Source organism: Pseudomonas sp. MYb193, from assembly GCF_002966775.1.
Lineage (GTDB): Bacteria > Pseudomonadota > Gammaproteobacteria > Pseudomonadales > Pseudomonadaceae > Aquipseudomonas > Aquipseudomonas paracarnis.
On the sequence record NZ_CP023269.1, the window covers coordinates 4967702 to 4984965 of the forward strand.

Here is a 17264-nt window from a genome sequence, read left to right on the forward strand (position 1 = left end):
AGAAGTCATGTTCAAGCGAAACACCAGAGCCCTGGGGGGCGCCGCCTTGTGCGGCGCCCTGCTGGTCAGCGGCTGCGCCAATCAGATGTCGCAACGCAGCGAGCACGAGGAGCGGGTCGAGCGTAAGTTGCTCGACCACAGCCTGCAGATCGATGTAGGCGAGCCTAAAGTGCTGGAGCTGCCGCAACGCCGGGTTCGCATTCATGAGCAGAAGACCTTCGAGGTCACCGAATTCGAAGTCACCCGTCGTTACGATCGCTACACGCCCTACCAGCCCTGGCGCAAACTCTATGAGATGCCGCTGGGTGCCGTGGCGTTGGTGGCGGGCGTGGGTGCCAACGTGGTGAATATCTTCGCCCTCGGCAACCTGCCCGCGAGCGTGACCCGTGACTGGTTGAGCTACGGCGTGGACGGCATCAACCCGTTCATGAACGTGCAATCCCACGGCCGTGCGCAACAGAACCTGGCGGCTATCGATGAAGTCCAGCGCGACAAGCGCCTGGAGTATTCGAGCCTGCCCTGGAGCGAGCGCCCGGTACAAGTCACTGCCGGCAAGCAGACCCATGAGCTGACCACCGACCGTAACGGCATCCTGCGCCTTAACCTGTTGGACAGCCCCTTTGCCGAGCAGGACCTGAACCGCGTCACCACGCTGAAAATCACTGTGGCGGATGGCCAGGACGACGTGCATACCGACTCGACCCTGGCGGTCAGCAACACGCTGCGCAGCAAGCTGCTCGAAGCCCATGCCCTGATCTATGACGACCTGGAAGATGACGAAGTGAACCAGTGGGTACACCGGGTCAAACGCCTGTCGGAGCTGGGCCTGGAAGAAGAAGCCAGCGAGCTGGAACAAAGCCTGATTGAACTGACGCGCAACGATCCGGAGTTGCAGCAGGAGTTTGTGCAGGCGTTGACCAAGGATGGGGGGCGACTCGTCGCAGATCCTGGCGCTCGCTGATCGCGCAATGCCTGTGAAGATCAAACTGTGGGAGCTGGCTTGCCTGCGATAGCGGTGTATCAGTTAAAGCATTCGTGACTGACACACTGCTATCGCAGGCAAGCCAGCTCCCACAGTTGTTTCGGGCCGCTACCAGGAAAACTCGAGCTGTTCGTTGCCGCCACTCAGGTCCAGCAACCGTACGCCTATCCCCAACAACCGCACCGGCTTACCCCCTCGATTGAACGCCTGGGTCATCAATTGCTGATAACTCTCCAGGTCCCGCCCTGCCCCGGCCTGCTCCAGCGTCGTCTGGGTAAAATCATGAAACTTCACTTTGACGAACGGCTTACCCGCCCGGTAGCTGCTGTCGATACGTGCCATGCGCCCGGCCAGGGTCTCCATCAGTTCCGGCAGCTTCGCCAGGCAACTTGAAAGATCCGGCAGGTCCACGTCGAAGGTATTTTCCACACTGATGGATTGCCGCCGGCTGTCGTTTTGCACCACACGGTCATCAATCCCACGGGCCAGGCTCCAGAGGCGCTCGCCAAAACTGCCGAATTCGCGCACCAGCGCCAGTTTGTTCCAGTCGCGCAATTGCAGGCAGTCTTCGATGCCCAGGCGCGCCAGCTTGTCAGCGGTGACCTTGCCAACGCCATGCAGCTTGCTGACACGCAACTGCGAGACAAACTCTTCAACCTGATCCGGCGTGATCACAAACAGGCCGTTGGGCTTTTTCCAGTCGCTGGCGATCTTGGCCAAAAACTTGTTGGGCGCCACGCCGGCAGACACAGTGATATGCAACTGATTGGAGACCCGGCGCCGAATATCCTGAGCAATACGCGTGGCGCTGCCGCCAAAATGCGGGCTGTCAGACACGTCGAGGTAAGCCTCATCCAGCGACAACGGCTCGATCAAGTCGGTGTAGTCGCGGAAGATAAGCTGAATTTCTTTCGATGCTTCTTTATAGGCATCCATGCGCGGCTTAACGATGGTCAAGTCCGGGCACAGCTTCAGGGCGTGACGTGACGACATCGCCGAACGCACCCCATACGCCCGCGCCTCATAATTGCAGGTGGCGATCACGCCGCGCCGATCTGCCGAGCCACCGACAGCCAAGGGCTTTTGCGCCAGGCTCGGGTCGTCGCGCATCTCGATGGCGGCGTAGAAGCAATCACAGTCGACGTGGATGATTTTGCGCTGCGTCATATAAACGGGGTGTTAACCAACGGGTGGCCAGTATCGCACTCACCCCTGTATATAGCACCAGTAGTTTGAATCTTCTGTCTGAGCGGTAGGAAATTTCGTAGATGAATATATTTCCTCAATCGAATCCAGCATCCCAATAGAGCTGAAAGCCTTGCCCTGTCTGGCTTCAAGCCCTCAAGAAGCCCCTCATCAAGCGCTAACCGATTGAAGCAAAAGCGCTTTTCTTCGATTCACAGGTTGACACACTCGCGTTCCTCTGTAGAATGCCGACACACAGACGCGGGATGGAGCAGTCTGGTAGCTCGTCGGGCTCATAACCCGAAGGTCGTCGGTTCAAATCCGGCTCCCGCAACCAAACATCAAAAAAGGCTACTCGAAAGAGTGGCCTTTTTTGTGCGTGTTCGTTTTGCGCCTGCACACCTGCACAATTCGGCCAACACCTTGATTTCAGAATAATTAGCGCTTATTTCAGCGATCGGCTCATTAACGGTTGACACCCCGCCATTGGGCTGTAGAATGCCGCCCACAGACGCGGGATGGAGCAGTCTGGTAGCTCGTCGGGCTCATAACCCGAAGGTCGTCGGTTCAAATCCGGCTCCCGCAACCAAACATCAAAAAAGGCTACTCGAAAGAGTGGCCTTTTTTGTATCTGACGAAAAAGTTCTTCTGAAACAATGGCATGGCATCTTTCATGAAACCGTAGACGGTTTGCAGAGTCCATCTCATTGCACGCTATGCTCAATGCTAAGCGCTACCCCTCTACGACCAATGGCCGCAGTCGCCGCGTCCGGTGATCCGCGTTAATATTTGTAATTATTTTGTCCATAGGGATTGGTAACTTGGCTGGATACCTCCATCCTGTCGCGCACAATCCACGAGGTGATTGATGCGCGCCAACTCGTCTGAACCACAAGACACCGTCACAGCAGAACAACCGATCACTCCCACCCGTTTGCGGTGGCTGGACCTGTTGAGCAAGTATCGCCAGCCCATCGGCCTGGCCGTGACGCTCCTGCTGTTTGCAATCGCCCTGATCGCCTGCCGGCACCTGCTGCTGGAGCTGGACCTCTACGCCCTGCACGATTCGATCCTGGAAGTGCCCAAGCCTGCGCTATTGGGGGCCTTTGCGGCGGCAGTCGCCGGTTTTGTGATCCTGCTCGGCTATGAATTCTCCGGCGCACGTTATGCCGGCGTGCAATTGCCCGCCAAGACCCTGGCCCTGGGTGGCTTCACCGCCTTTGCTATCGGCAACGCCATTGGTTTGTCGATGCTCTCGGGCGGTTCGGTGCGTTACCGTTTATATGCACGCCATGGCATCGGCGCCTCGGAAGTGGCGCACATGACTGTATTCGCCAGCCTGGCCCTGGGCTGTGCGCTGCCGCCGCTAGCCGCGCTGGCCACGTTGAGCAACTTGCCAGCCGCCTCCACTTACCTGCATTTATCGCAAAGCCTGCTCGGCGGCATTGCCGGCGCCGTGCTGCTGTTGTCGGCCCTGCTGTGCATCGGCATCTATCGCCGCCGCCTGCCGGAGCAACCTTACCCCGACAACCTGCTGGTCAAGGCCGGGCGTCGTACCCTGCGCCTGCCTGGCCGACGCCTGACTTTCCTGCAACTGATCATCACCGCACTGGACGTCGCCGCAGCCGCTACCGTGCTGTATCTGCTGTTGCCGGAAGCGCCGCCCTTCGGCCCGTTCCTGTTGGTGTACCTGCTGGCCCTGGCCGCCGGTGTGCTCAGCCATGTGCCGGGCGGCGTGGGCGTATTCGAAGCGATCCTGCTGGCGGCCTTTGCCGACAAACTCGGTGCCGCGCCCCTGGCTGCTGCCTTGCTGCTGTACCGCATGATCTACGTGGTGCTGCCACTGTTGATCGCCTGTGTATTCCTGCTGGTCAACGAGGCCCAGCGCCTGTTCCAGACCCAGCAAAGCCTGCGGGTAGCGTCGGGGCTGGCAGCGCCAGTATTGGCCGTCCTGGTTTTTTTGTCCGGCGTGGTCCTGCTGTTTTCCGGCGCCACGCCAGAGATCGACTCGCGCCTGGAAAACATCGGCTTCCTGATTCCCCATCGTCTGATTGACGCGTCGCACTTCGGTGCCAGCCTGATCGGCGTGTTATGCCTGTTGCTCGCCCAGGGCCTGCGCCGGCGGTTGTCGGCCGCCTGGATGCTGACCATGGTGTTGCTGCTGGTTGGCGCCCTGCTCTCGCTGCTTAAAGGCTTCGACTGGGAAGAAGCCAGCCTGATGACCATGACCGCAGTGCTGCTGGCCATCTTCCGGCGCTCGTTCTACCGCGCCAGTCGCCTGACCGAGTTGCCGTTTTCGCCGCTGTACCTGGTGGCCAGTGTCTGTGTGCTCGGCGCCTCGATCTGGCTGCTGCTGTTTGCCTATCAGGACGTGCCCTACAGTCACCAACTCTGGTGGCAGTTCACCCTCGACGCCAACGCCCCGCGTGGTTTGCGTTCGCTGCTCGGCGCCGCCGTGTTGCTGGTGATCGTGTCGCTGACCTGGCTGCTGCGCACGGCACGCCCGGTCATCCACCTGCCGACCCCGGAAGAACTGGAGCGCGCCAGCAAGATCCTGATGGCCTCGTCCCAACCCGACGGCGGCCTGGCGCTCACCGGCGACAAGGCGCTGCTGTTTCACCCCAACGATGAAGCCTTCCTGATGTATGCCCGACGCGGGCGTAGCCTGGTGGCTTTGTACGACCCGATCGGCCCGACCCAACCGCGCGCCGAGATGATCTGGCAGTTCCGTGACCTGTGCGACATCCACCACGCCCGTCCGGTGTTCTACCAGGTACGCGCCGAAAACCTGCCGTATTACATGGACATCGGCCTCACCGCGATCAAACTGGGTGAAGAAGCCCGCGTCGACCTGAAACGCTTTGACCTGGAAGCCAAGGGCAAAGAAATGAAGGATTTGCGCTACACCTGGAACCGTGGCACCCGGGACGGCCTGTCCCTGGAAATCTGCGAACCGGGCAAGGCGCCGATGGATGAATTAAAAGTCATCTCCGATGCCTGGCTTACAGGTAAGAATGTGCGGGAAAAGGGCTTCTCCCTGGGCCGTTTCAGCGATGACTACCTCAAGCACTTTCGTATCGCGATCATTCGCTTCGAAGGACGCCCGGTGGCCTTCGCCAATTTGCTCGAAACCTACAATCATGATCTGGCCAGCCTCGACCTGATGCGTGCCCACCCGGACGCGCCCAAGTTGACCATGGAGTTCATGATGGTGGGCCTGATTCAACACTATAAGAGCCACGACTACGCGCGCTTCAGCCTCGGCATGGTGCCGTTGTCGGGCTTGCAACCGCGCCGTGGCGCACCGCTGACCCAGCGCCTGGGCTCGATGGTGTTCCGCCGTGGCGAGCAACTGTATAACTTCCAAGGTTTGCGCCGCTTCAAAGACAAGTTCCAGCCCGACTGGGAACCCCGTTACATGGCCGTGCCCGCAGGACTGGATCCGCTGGTGGCATTGGCCGATACCGCCGCCCTGATCGCGGGCGGCTTGACTGGATTGGTGAAACGCTGATGATTCGACGCTCCTGGCGGTATGTATTGGCTTTAGTGGTGCTGCTTGCGCTGATCGCGGCGGGTGGCTTCTGGTACTGGAACCGCCCTGCCCCGCAACCGACCCTGGAGCACTTGCCCCAGGCCGACGGTTCGGTAATGACCCGCGTAACCCCGGCAAGCAACGCAAAAGCCCGCGTGGCCGTGGCGGTGATGGCCGACGAAACCCTGACCGACAGCCAGCTGATTGCCCTGAGCCAGGGCGGTTCAGCGCAACTGGTTCAGGTGGTGCTGCCAAAAGATGACTGCGCACTGCAGGAAAAAGCCCTGCAAGGCGCCCTGGCCCAGCTGAAAGGCCCGGCAACCCTGGTCAGCGGCATCGGCCCTGGCGCCGCACTCGCCTGGCGCTGGCTGGCCACCCAGAACGACGACAAGGCCAACGCCATCTCCGTGGGCTTCGCCCTGAAACAGGAAGGCTGCAACGACCCGCTGCCGAAAACCGCCGCCCATGGCAGCTGGCTGGTGGCGTGGAACGATAACCCCGACGATGAAAGCGCCAGTTTCGTACGCGACACACCGCGCGCCACCACCAGCATCAGCGACTACGACATTCATTACCCACAGGTGCTGAATAACGAACTGCGCAAGCAACTGGTCGGTTCGGACAATGGCGGCCTGGCGATTCCGGTGGTGGAAGTGCCTGCCGGCCAAGCCAAGGACACCGTGACCCTGTTCCTCTCCGGTGACGGCGGCTGGCGCGACCTGGACCGCGACGTGGCGGGCGAGATGGCGAAGATCGGCTACCCGGTGGTGGGCATCGACACCCTGCGCTACTACTGGCAGCACAAGACGCCGGAGCAAAGCGCCAAGGACCTCACCGAGCTGATGCAACACTACCGGCAAAAGTGGGGCACCAAGCGCTTCGTGCTGACCGGTTACTCGTTCGGCGCCGACGTATTGCCGGCGATCTACAACCGTATGCCAGAGAACGAACAGCAACGGGTGGACGCGATCATCCTGCTGGCCTTCGCCCGTACCGGCAGCTTTGAAATCGAAGTGGAAGGCTGGCTCGGCAACGCCGGCAAAGAGGCCGCCACCGGCCCGGAAATGGCCAAGCTGCCGCCAGAGAAAGTGGTGTGCATCTACGGCGCCGAAGAAGTCGACGAGAGTGGCTGCACCGACAAGACCGCCGTGGGTGAAGCCATGAAGCTGCCGGGCGGGCATCACTTCGATGAGAACTACCCGGCGCTAGCCAAGCGGTTGGTGGATATTATCGTCAAGCATCAGGCCAAAGCTGAATAACTCCAGCTTAACCTAAGACCCAATGTGGGAGCGGGCTTGCCCGCGATAGCGCTGGCTCAGTCACAGTAGCGTTGACTGACACTCCGTCATCGCGGGCAAGCCCGCTCCCACAGTGGTACGTGGTGTTGATGAAAACTAGCGCGGTTCGATGTGCGCAATCATCAGTTGCACCGTTTCATTGCCACGAAACTCATTCACATCCAGCTTGTAGGCCAATTCCACCCAACGCACCGTCGGGTTTGGCCACACTTCGCGGTCCACACCAAAGGCGATGCCATCGAGCTTCACCGACCCGCATTCGCTCTTGAGCACCACTTTCAAATGCCGCTCACCCACCACCCGCTGCTCCACCAACTGGAATACCCCGTGAAACAACGGCTCGGGAAAGTGCTGCCCCCACGGGCCGGCATGGCGCAGGGCCCGGGCCAGTTCCAGGTGAAACTCTTCCACCGCCAGGGTGCCGTCTGAAAGCAGGCGACCGGTGAGGTCTTCTTCGCGCAGTTGCCGGCGCACTTCGGCATCGAAGGCTTGCGCAAACAACGGGAAGTTGGCCTCGGGCAAGGTCAGCCCCGCCGCCATGGCGTGGCCGCCGTACTTGGTGATCAGGTTGGGGTGCTGGCTGGCGACGACCGCCAGCGCATCGCGGATATGAAAGCCTTGCACCGAGCGTCCAGAGCCCTTGAGCAGGCCATCACCGGCATCGGCGAAGGCGATGGTCGGGCGGAAATAACGCTCCTTCATACGTGACGCGAGGATCCCGATCACCCCTTGGTGCCACTCCGGATCAAACAGGCACAAGCCGTACGGCATCGACTCCACCGGCAGATCCTTGAGCTGGGCCAGGGCCTCGCGCTGCATACCTTGTTCGATGGACTTACGGTCCTGGTTCATGCCGTCCAGTTGCGCAGCCATTTCCCGTGCGGCGGCGAAGTCCGTGGTGAGCAGGCATTCGATGCCCAGGCTCATATCATCCAGGCGTCCGGCGGCATTCAGGCGCGGGCCGAGGATAAAACCCAGGTCGGTGGAGGTGATACGCGCATGATCACGCTTGGCCACTTCCAGGATCGCCTTGATGCCCGGCCGCGCCCGACCGGCACGAATACGCTCCAGGCCCTGGTGCACGAGGATGCGGTTGTTGGCGTCCAGCGGCACCACGTCAGCGACGCTGCCCAGGGCCACGAGGTCGAGCAGTTCACCGATGTTCGGCTGGGGCTTGCTGTCATACCAACCCAGGCTGCGCAAGCGCGCGCGCAGGGCCATCAGCACGTAAAAGATCACGCCGACACCGGCCAGGGCCTTGCTGGGAAACGTACAGCCAGGCTGGTTCGGATTGACGATGGCGTCGGCGGCCGGCAGTTCATCGCCGGGCAGGTGGTGGTCGGTGACCAGCACTTGCAACCCTGCCGCTTTCGCCGCCGCCACGCCTTCGACGCTGGAGATACCGTTGTCCACGGTGATCAGCAACTGCGGCTCGCGCTCCAGCGCCACCGCGACGATTTCCGGGGTCAGGCCGTAGCCGTATTCGAAGCGGTTGGGCACCAGGTAATCGACATGGGCCGCGCCGAGCAAACGCAGGCCCAGGGTGCCTACGGTGCTCGCCGTGGCGCCATCGGCGTCGAAGTCACCGACGATCAGGATGCGCTGACGCTGCTCCAGGGCCGTCACCAGCAAATCCACCGCGGCGTCGATGCCCTTGAGCTGCTGATAGGGAATCAACCGCGCCAGGCTCTTGTCCAGCTCGGCCTCCGACTGCACCCCGCGTGCGGCGTAAAGGCGGGTCAACAGCGGCGGCAGTTCACCGAGAAAAGGCAGGACGGCGGGCAATGGGCGGGGATCGATACGCATGGGGTGACGGGAGCTTCTCTTCTAATACATCGGTTAAACACAGATAGTGAACGCAACAAATATCAAGTGTGGGAGTTGGCTTGCCTGCGATGCATACGACTCGGTACATCAGGCACGCCGAGTGGATGCCATCGCAGGCAAGCCAGCTCCCACCTTTTCAACCGCGCTCGCCGACCAGCCATTGCAGTTGCACTTCATGCTGGCCACGGTCATCGGTCACAAAGATCGTGCCTTCGCTGATCATCACGTCCCACTTGATCACCCGCGGCATGTCCTTGGCCAGGGTCTCCAACACTTCCTGGGGCACGGCAGCGATGTGCACGTTTTTCAGGTTGTTGGCCACCGGCACCACCTTGCCTTCCCACACGCGCAGGCTGCCATAGGCCAGCAGGCTGGTGCGCTCGGTGCGGCGCGAGCACCAGGTCAGGCGGTCGGCATCCGGCTGGCCGACTTCGATCCAGTGCAAAACCCGATCATCCAGGCTTTTTTCCCACAGGGCCGGTTCATCTACATCCGACAGGCCACGCCCGAACGCCAATTGCTCGTTGTACCAGAGGGCGTAGGCCAGCAGGCGCACGGTCATGCGCTCTTCGGTTTCCGAAGGGTGGCGCGCGATGGTCTGTTTGACGCTCTCGTACACCGAGCGGTCGAGGTCGGTGAGGTTGAGTTCGAATTTGTAGGTCGTGGACGGCTGGGCCATGAACGGGCTTCTAAAGACAAGGAAAGGCGGCCAGTCTAACCGATGGCGAGGGCATTGAACGAATACTGCGCTGCATCCGCGCGGCTCGCCTATGTTAAAAAGCAGTACATCAACATCCCGCGCTTGTAAGGATCCCCATGTCGCTCACTGCCAAACCACTTGCCGGCCTGAAAGTCATCGAGCTGGGCACTTTGATCGCCGGCCCGTTTGCCTCACGCATCTGCGCCGAATTCGGCGCCGAGGTGATCAAGGTCGAATCCCCGGACGGCGGCGACCCGCTGCGCAAATGGCGCAAGCTGTATGAAGGCACTTCGCTGTGGTGGTTTGTGCAGGCGCGCAACAAGCAGTCGCTGACCCTCAACCTCAAGCACCCTGAGGGGCTGGCGATCCTCAAGCAACTGTTGGCCGACGCCGACATCCTGATCGAAAACTTCCGCCCAGGCGTGCTGGAAAAACTCGGCCTGAGCTGGGAAACCCTGCACGCACTCAACCCCAAGTTGGTGATGGTGCGCCTCTCGGGCTTCGGCCAGACGGGGCCGATGAAGGACCAGCCGGGGTTTGGCGCGGTGGGCGAGTCCATGGGCGGCTTGCGCTATATCACCGGCTTCGAGGACCGCCCGCCCGTGCGCACCGGGATCTCCATCGGCGACTCGATTGCCGCGTTGTGGGCCGTGATCGGCGCGCTGATGGCGCTGCGTCACCGCGAAGTCAACGGCGGCCTGGGCCAAGTGGTGGATGTGGCGCTGTATGAAGCCATCTTCGCCATGATGGAAAGCATGATCCCCGAGTTCGACGTGTTCGGGTTTATCCGTGAGCGCACCGGCAACATCATGCCCGGCATCACCCCGTCCTCGATCCACACCACCGCAGACGGCAAGCATGTGCAGATCGGCGCCAATGGCGATGCGATCTTCAAGCGCTTCATGCGGGTGATCGGCCGTGACGACTTGGCGAGCGACCCTGCACTGGCGAGCAATGACGGGCGTGACGCTCGCCGCGACGAGCTGTATGGCGTGATTGATCGCTGGGTCAATTCGCTGTCGCTCGACCAGGTGATTGAGCACCTGAATAAAGCCGAGGTGCCCGCCAGCCGTATCTACAGCGCCGAAGACATGCTGGGCGACCCGCAATTCCTGGCCCGGGAAATGTTCCTCAAGGCGCAGTTGCCGGGCGGCAAGGACTTCAAGATGCCCGGCATCGTGCCCAAGCTCTCGGATACACCGGGCAGTTGCGAATGGGTCGGCCCGCAACTGGGTGAACACAACAGCCTGGTGCTCAATGCCTTGGGCTACGACGCGGCGGCTATCACTCGCCTGCGCGAGGATGGCGCGATCTGACAAATCCCAGGCAAAAAGAAACCCCGAGCAGTGGGGAGACAACTCGGGGTTAAACGTGGTCTACAAAAAGACCCGCACAGCAAGCGACAAACACCGGAGCACAATGCCTGCTCTTGCTGTTACAAACTCTGACTGACCACCTTGTAGGAAGGTTCCGAAGAAAAATAATGTTTCATGCCAGTGCGCCGCCACGGGTTTGGGAGGCGTTGCGCAAGGCAGCGATGACTGAAGGTTCCAGGCGCCCTTCGGCGATTTTCAGGTCGCGGAGCAGGCAATCCACCACATCCACCAGCGCGCGCTTGTCGCTCAATTGCGCACGATCGACTTCACGTTCAACCACGATGGCGCCACCGGGGTTCTTCACGGTTACCAGGCAGTCGTCGCGCATACCGGCAGAGGTCAGCGTAACCTGATAAGGGCTCAGTGCTTGGCTGAGCAATAGGTTGATACTTTCCATCTCGATCACCACTCAATCATTCGAAAAAGGTTCGAAAAACAAAAATGTCACGAAGAGGCTGACATTCAAGTGACCCGTGCTCAAAGCAGAAAGTTCTACCTTTTGTGTAATCCACTGCTTGAGGAAAACGAGCATGCACGGAAAAGATGACAGAGAAAAAACAACAGCGCACAGGCTAGAATCCCTCGATTGTCCCGGGAGCCTGCCTTGAGAGCTGCGTCTGAACCGCCCTTGCGTATCGTGATTGCCGACGATCACCCGATTTTCCTGATTGGCCTGCGCGCCGTGCTCGAACGTGACGCGCACATCAGCATCGTCGGCGAGGCCAATTCCCCCCAGGCCCTCAGTGCGTTGTTGCAACACTGTGCCTGCGATGTTGTGGTGACCGACTTCATGATGCCCGTCGAGCCCCAGGCCGACGGGCTGCGCTTGATCGAGCAACTGCGCCGGCACTATCCGCACCTGCCCATTGTGGTGGTGACCATGCTCAACAATGCCGGGTTGTTTCATTCCATCCTGGCATTGGGTGTGATGGGCCTGCTGAGCAAGGCCAGCCTGGCCGATGAGCTGCCCCAGGCGATCCGCCAGGTGCGCCAGCAACGCACCTATGTGGCCCAGACCATCCGCCAGGCGCTGAGCCTGGCCGGAGAAGTCGGCGCTGATCGCCTGCATTCCCAGGAGCACCTGTCACCCCGGGAACTGGAGGTGATTCGCCTGTTGGCCAGTGGTATGACGGTGGGCGAGATCGCCGCGCACCTGCATCGCAGCAAGCAGACCGTCAGCGCGCAAAAAGTCAGCGCCATGCGCAAGCTGGGGCTGGCCAACGATGCCGCCCTGTTTATTTACGTGCAGGAACACGGGCTGGCCTAGCCTGGAACGCGATCCATTGCTTGAGCGCCGCGGCGTCCATCGGCCGGGCGATAAAGCAGCCTTGCAGCCACGCCGCGCCCAGTTCGCCCACAGCGTGATAGTCGGCGGCGGTTTCCACGCCGGTGACCACCACGGCAACGTCCAGGCGCGCCGCCATGCTCATGGCGCCCGCCACCACAGCGGCCTTGCGGTCATCATTGGCCATCCCACAGGCAAACGCCGGGGGAATTTTCAGCTCGGTAAAAGGCAGTTCCAGCAAATGCTGCAGGCTGGTGCCGCCCATGCCGAAGTCGCCGATGGACAACTGGCAACCCAACATACGCAAGCGCAGCAAGCCGGTGACATGGGCGCTGTCGGTTTTCAAGGTCGACGTTTCCACCAGCTCCAGCGTCAGGCTATGGGCGGGTACACCGTGCAACTGCAGCAGACCTTGCAGCACCTGGGGAAAGTGCTCGCGCTCCAGCATGCGCCCGGGGATGTTCACGGCCACTGGCAGCACCTGGCCGCTTTCGCCCATCACCTGGTTCGCCAGGCCAAGCGCCTGCTCCAGCACATGCCAGGTAAACGCCTCTTCCATGCCGGCAAACTCCAGCACCGGCAGGAACTCCTCAGGCAGCAACAGCTCACCGTCCGGCAACTGCCAACGCGCCAGCGCCTCCACCCCTTGCAACACACCGGCCTGACTGACGATGGGCTGGTACCAGACCCTGCCACAGGCTGCGATAGTCGCCTGGCTGACATCCGCCGAGGGCGGCAGTTGTTCCCGCTCGCTCAAGCCCAACAGTTGGCGCACGCGCTCCCAGGACAGCACCGGTGGCCCCGGGCGAAAATGTACCTGGCAATCGCTCAGTAGTTGCCCGATCAACTTGGCCGAAGCCGGCTTGGGCAAACACGCCAAGACCTTGAGTCCCAATTGGCAGGCCATGTTCGCCACACCTTCCAGCACGTCGGGCTCGGCGTTGCTGAGCAGGATCAATACTTGGGCCAGGCGGCGTTCCGCCAATTCACGGATCAATTCCAGGCCATCGCCCTGCTCCAGGTACAAATCGCAGATGGCGATATCCACCGGGCCTTTGCTGTCCAGAGACTGGCGGGCGGTTTCGACCGTTTCCGCGGCCCGTACATTGAACACGCCGTTGGCATTGAGCATCTGGTGCAGAGCCATCAGTTGAAACGGGTTGTCTTCGAGGATCAGGACGTTCAGGGATCGCATGGGTAGGGATGTCGGTACAGGGAAAGTCCTGCACAGTAGCCACATGCTGTGGTGTACCCCATAGGACGTGTCCTAAAAGCTTGCTTAAATGTGGGAGGGGCAAGCGCAGCTCTCCTGTGGGAGCTGGCTTGCCTGCGAAGGCGGTGGGCCAGTTCAAGACAGCTCCCACAGGGGATCTTCGTTGCCTTGAGCATTGCATTCGCTTAGCTGATCGGCATTAAGGTGTCAGGCATCCAGATAGGGTTGCAGGTCGCGACGAAACGCCTTGAGCACCTCGGACAAGCGCAGCCAGGGTTCTTCAAGCTCGGCGCCGCGCTGTTCACGGGCGCACTGCTCAAGGGCGACACAAGCCTTGGCCAGTGGCAGTGCGTCCACCAGCGAGCAAATGCCCTTGAGCCGGTGCAGCGATGCATTCAAGCGTGCCACGTCGCGCTCGGCCAGGGCACCCGCCAATACCTCGTGTTCGTGGTCCAGGCTCTTGGCCAGTTCGTGCAACATGCTCTGCAGCACCGGGCCATCGGCCTGGGTCATGGTGCGCAGGGCCTGGATATCGAACGAACGCCGGGGCGCCACGCGGGCCAGCACTTGGGTCCAGTGTTCCAGGGTCACCGGCTTGACCAGCAGCTCATCCATACCGGCGTCCTCGCAGCGGCGTTGTTCATCTTTCATGGCGTTCGCGGTGCAACCCACCAGCGCGCTACGAGGCCTTTGTTCCTCGGCTTCGAGGCGCCGAATCGCGGCACTCAAGGCATAGCCGGACATGCCGGGCATCTGGCAATCGGTGACCAGCACGTCAAAACGCTGCTCACGCCAGCGTTGCAACGCGGCCTCGGCCGACTCCAGGGCGACCACTTGGTGACCGAGGAACTGCAACTGCTGCGCCAGCACCAGGCGGTTGGCCGCCAAATCATCCACCACCAGTACCGACAGGCTACGCCCCGTCGGTGACAACGTTGCGGCGGGCGTTGCCGGCACATCATCGGTGCTGACTCGGTCCAGGCGCAGGTCAATGCACACCACCGTCCCCTCGCCCACCACGCTGTCGAGGTGAATGCTCCCGCCCATCAATTCCACCAGTTGCTTGCAGATACTCAGGCCCAGACCGGTGCCGCCGTGTTGCGCAGCGGTCAGGGCGCTCACTTGGGTAAACGGCTTGAACACCCGCGGCTGTTGCTCGGCGCTGATGCCCGGGCCGCTGTCCTTGACGCACAGGTGCAGGTATTCGCTATCGGTCTCATCCCGTTGGCAGGTCACGCTGAGGTGAACCCCGCCCCGCTCGGTAAATTTGAGCGCATTGCCCAACAGGTTGTGCATCACCTGGCGTAACCGCAGCGGGTCGAACCAGTAATAACCCTGAGCAGCCGGATCAAACGCCAGGGTCAGATGCAGGCCCTTCTTTTGCGCCGTGGCTTCGAACAGGCTCTGGATACCCTCGAAAAAGCGCTTCAACTCAGTGGTCTGTGGCGCCAGCTGCAGGTGGCCGGCTTCGATCTTGGCCAAGTCCAGGCTGTCGCCCATCAGCGCAATCAGCTCACGCGCCGAACGATGGGCCACCTGCAGCGCCTCGGAAACCGGCTGGCCGCTTGCCAGACAACGCTCTTGCTCCAGTTCGAGCAAGCCAATGATGGCAGTCATGGGGGTGCGAATCTCGTGGCTCAAGGCCGAGAGAAATGCACTTTTGGCGTAGTTCGCTTCGTCGGCGGCCTGGCGAGCGTCCATCAACTGGCGCTCCAGGTCTTTGCGTTCGTTGATATCGATCCAACCGCCCAACAATCCCTGCAGACGGCCCTGGGCATCAAAAAAAGGCACGGTCCACTGGTAGACGTGATAACTGCCGCCGTTGAGCTCCAATTGCCGGTCGACAAACAACGGCTGCTGCGTGGCCAATTGCTCCATGTGGCCTTCGTGCAGCCGCGCCGCTGTGGCGTCGGGCACGACCTTGCTCTCCATCAGCGTCAGGCCCTGGATCAGCTCCAGCCGGGTCGCCAATTGCTGTTCATAACTTTTATTGCAGGTCACCAGGCGCCCGTCCAGGTCGCGGACGAACAGCGGGTTGGGCATGCCGTCGAGCAGTGCGCGCTTGAACGCCAACTGGTCATTGAGCCGTTGCTCGGCCTCCAGCCGTTGGTGAATCTGGCGCTTGAGCCGGCTGTTCCACACCAGCGACACCAACACAAACAGCAGCGCCGTGGCCACCGTCCAATAGGCCCATGGCGGTACCCGTTGCCAGGCCGGCAGCGGAATCGCCACGGCACCGATCCAACGCAAGCGCAAGGCACTCAACTCAGCCACCGGCAGCGCCTCCAGGGCTTTATTCAAAATGCTCAGCAACTCAGGCTGGTCCTTGCGCACCGACAGGCAGTTGGACGACCACTTGCCATCGACACTGCGTCCGATACGCAGGCCATCTTCCGGGTAACTCTGCACTTCCACTTCAGTTTGAATGGTAGCGGCCGCCTCGCCCCGTCGTACCAGCTCACGGGCCTGGTTGTAATTGTCCACCAGGCGCAACGTGATGTTCGGATGCGCATGGCGAATATCATTTTCCAATACATGACGTGCCGGCAGCGCCAGCACCTTGCCGTCCAACTGCTTCAAGCCGGTGAGCGGCGCGGCGTCGGCACGCTCGACAAACACCCAGCCGGACCCGCCATACCCATGGCTGAAGTTGAGCACTGTGCTGCGCTCGCGGTTAACGGCCAGGGTCGTGTTCATCTGCGCCCTGCCTGTTTCCAGCCATTCCAGGGTTTGCGCGGTGGAGTGCACCTCTTCAAAGACAAATTGCAAACCGGTCATGCGCGTGATGCGATGCAACAAATCCACATTCAAGCCAACCCAGTGACCCTCCTTATCCTTGAATATGTAGGGAGACATCTGCTGGGCCACCACCACGACATGGGGATGCTCGCGCACCCAGGCCTGTTCCGACGCCGACAACGCAATGCGCTCACCACTGATACCGACGCCGAGCCCGGTGGTCCAGCGCGCGAGGATTTCACGCTGCACCGACTCGTCGAGGCTTGCCAGCGCGCGATTCATCATGGCCCCCAACAACGGATCTGCCTGGCGGGTGGCGAAGGCAAAACCGATGGGCGCCAGCCGGCTCTGCTCCTTGATCTGCAACCCCAGGTAAGGCCGCAGCGACTTATAGGCGCGCACAATCACTTCGTTGCCGATAAACGCATCGACGTCACCTTGCTTCAAGGCTTCGAGGCCGCTGTAGAGGTTGGGGGCGAGCATGATGTGGCTGTCGGGATACGCCGCGTGCACCTTCTGCACGTTGGCGTAGCCGTCGAGCAACACCAGCTTCTTGCCGGCCAGATCGTCGCCTTGGGTATCGTCGCGACGCAGCACCACCACCGAGCGGTCGGGCATGTAGTCCGGGGTGAATTGCAGGCCAGGTACGTCACGCTCGTAACCATTGGCACTGGTGAGTATGTCGATGGTGCCGTTGCGCAGGGCTTCAACCGCCTGGGCGCGCTCGGAAAAGCCCAGCACTTGCATGGGCACACCCAGCCGCGCGCCAACCAGGCTCAAATAATCGGCGCTGATGCCCTGGTAGCGATTGCGGTCGCGGGTGATATCGATCGGCTGGTAATCATCTATCGAGATGCCCACCTTCAGTGTCCGATGCGCCGCCAACCACTGCTGCTCCGTTGGCGCCAGCGGCATAGGTTCAAGCGGGATAAACGCCGGCACCAGTTTGAACGGCAGGCTGACGGCGGCCAGGCTCATGGGCACCTGGATAAGCCACAACAGGCACACCAGCTTCAACGTCCATTGGATCAAAACCTGCACCGGTTGGGTTTCCTTGATTGGGCGACTGGGCAAGTATGGCTCGCCAGAATGAAAAAGCCCGTCACGAGGACGGGCTTGGCCGACTG

11 protein-coding genes and 2 tRNA genes are annotated in these 17264 nt (G+C 61.2%); 7 read left to right on the top strand and 6 right to left on the bottom strand.

From position 1 onward, the window contains the following. Positions 1-7 precede the first annotated feature (7 nt). On the top strand, positions 8-961 hold the full coding sequence (locus CLM72_RS22690; protein ID WP_105228290.1) for a hypothetical protein: 954 nt from the start codon (positions 8-10) through the stop codon (positions 959-961). Positions 962-1090: 129 nt separating this feature from the next. On the opposite strand, the gene dinB is transcribed toward CLM72_RS22690, so the two are convergent. Beyond that, positions 1091-2149 carry a DNA polymerase IV gene (dinB, locus tag CLM72_RS22695; RefSeq protein ID WP_105228292.1) on the bottom strand — a complete coding sequence of 353 codons (1059 nt, stop codon included), beginning with the start codon at positions 2147-2149 and terminating at the stop codon, positions 1091-1093. 278 nt (positions 2150-2427) lie between these two features. Between dinB and CLM72_RS22700 the strand changes: the two genes are divergently transcribed. From CLM72_RS22700 to CLM72_RS22715, 4 genes are all read left to right on the top strand, one after another. Next, positions 2428-2504: transfer RNA gene (locus CLM72_RS22700), tRNA-Met, on the top strand. Positions 2505-2679: 175 nt separating this feature from the next. Next, positions 2680-2756, top strand: a tRNA-Met gene (locus CLM72_RS22705). Between the two features lie 279 nt (positions 2757-3035). After that, entirely contained in the window at positions 3036-5678 is a 2643-nt protein-coding gene (gene mprF / locus CLM72_RS22710; RefSeq protein ID WP_014719775.1) for a bifunctional lysylphosphatidylglycerol flippase/synthetase MprF, read from the top strand. Next, on the top strand, positions 5678-6958 hold the full coding sequence (locus CLM72_RS22715) for a virulence factor family protein (protein WP_034128631.1): 1281 nt from the start codon (positions 5678-5680) through the stop codon (positions 6956-6958). The genes mprF and CLM72_RS22715 overlap by 1 nt, the downstream gene beginning before the upstream one ends. Before the next feature lie 135 nt (positions 6959-7093). On the opposite strand, the gene recJ is transcribed toward CLM72_RS22715, so the two are convergent. Together recJ and CLM72_RS22725 are read right to left on the bottom strand one after the other, a co-directional pair. Next, the gene (gene recJ / locus CLM72_RS22720; protein ID WP_058409961.1) at positions 7094-8803 is read right to left on the bottom strand and encodes a single-stranded-DNA-specific exonuclease RecJ; all 1710 of its coding nucleotides are present in this window, start codon (positions 8801-8803) and stop codon (positions 7094-7096) included. A gap of 157 nt (positions 8804-8960) precedes the next feature. Then, positions 8961-9503: a YaeQ family protein gene (locus CLM72_RS22725; RefSeq protein WP_003193952.1), complete on the bottom strand. Its 543-nt coding sequence runs from the start codon at positions 9501-9503 to the stop codon at positions 8961-8963. Between the two features lie 137 nt (positions 9504-9640). On the opposite strand from CLM72_RS22725, the gene CLM72_RS22730 reads away from it, so the two are divergent. Beyond that, positions 9641-10840, top strand: a complete 1200-nt coding sequence (locus CLM72_RS22730) for a CaiB/BaiF CoA-transferase family protein (RefSeq protein ID WP_105228294.1) — start codon at positions 9641-9643, stop codon at positions 10838-10840. A gap of 172 nt (positions 10841-11012) precedes the next feature. Here CLM72_RS22730 and CLM72_RS22735 read toward each other — a convergent pair whose 3' ends face one another. Next, positions 11013-11297: a DUF3509 domain-containing protein gene (locus CLM72_RS22735; protein WP_020301357.1), complete on the bottom strand. Its 285-nt coding sequence runs from the start codon at positions 11295-11297 to the stop codon at positions 11013-11015. Positions 11298-11504: 207 nt separating this feature from the next. On the opposite strand from CLM72_RS22735, the gene CLM72_RS22740 reads away from it, so the two are divergent. Further along, complete coding sequence (locus tag CLM72_RS22740) at positions 11505-12167, top strand: response regulator transcription factor (RefSeq protein WP_105228296.1); 663 nt, start codon at positions 11505-11507, stop codon at positions 12165-12167. Here the strand turns inward: CLM72_RS22740 and CLM72_RS22745 are convergent. Further along, positions 12136-13380, bottom strand: a complete 1245-nt coding sequence (locus CLM72_RS22745) for an EAL domain-containing protein (RefSeq protein WP_105228298.1) — start codon at positions 13378-13380, stop codon at positions 12136-12138. The two genes, CLM72_RS22740 and CLM72_RS22745, sit on opposite strands and share 32 nt — an antisense overlap. Before the next feature lie 225 nt (positions 13381-13605). Further along, positions 13606-17178, bottom strand: a complete 3573-nt coding sequence (locus CLM72_RS22750) for a transporter substrate-binding domain-containing protein (protein ID WP_105228300.1) — start codon at positions 17176-17178, stop codon at positions 13606-13608. Positions 17179-17264 lie beyond the last annotated feature (86 nt).

Bases quoted from the DNA above. Each gene is read 5' to 3' on its own strand.
- dinB (WP_105228292.1), bottom strand. From the start codon at position 2,149: ATGACGCAGCGCAAAATCATCCACGTCGACTGTGATTGCTTCTACGCC.
- CLM72_RS22715 (WP_034128631.1), top strand. From the start codon at position 5,678: ATGATTCGACGCTCCTGGCGGTATGTATTGGCTTTAGTGGTGCTGCTT.
- CLM72_RS22745 (WP_105228298.1), bottom strand. From the start codon at position 13,380: ATGCGATCCCTGAACGTCCTGATCCTCGAAGACAACCCGTTTCAACTG.
- mprF (WP_014719775.1), top strand. From the start codon at position 3,036: ATGCGCGCCAACTCGTCTGAACCACAAGACACCGTCACAGCAGAACAA.
- CLM72_RS22730 (WP_105228294.1), top strand. From the start codon at position 9,641: ATGTCGCTCACTGCCAAACCACTTGCCGGCCTGAAAGTCATCGAGCTG.
- CLM72_RS22735 (WP_020301357.1), bottom strand. From the start codon at position 11,297: ATGGAAAGTATCAACCTATTGCTCAGCCAAGCACTGAGCCCTTATCAG.
- recJ (WP_058409961.1), bottom strand. From the start codon at position 8,803: ATGCGTATCGATCCCCGCCCATTGCCCGCCGTCCTGCCTTTTCTCGGT.
- CLM72_RS22690 (WP_105228290.1), top strand. From the start codon at position 8: ATGTTCAAGCGAAACACCAGAGCCCTGGGGGGCGCCGCCTTGTGCGGC.
- CLM72_RS22725 (WP_003193952.1), bottom strand. From the start codon at position 9,503: ATGGCCCAGCCGTCCACGACCTACAAATTCGAACTCAACCTCACCGAC.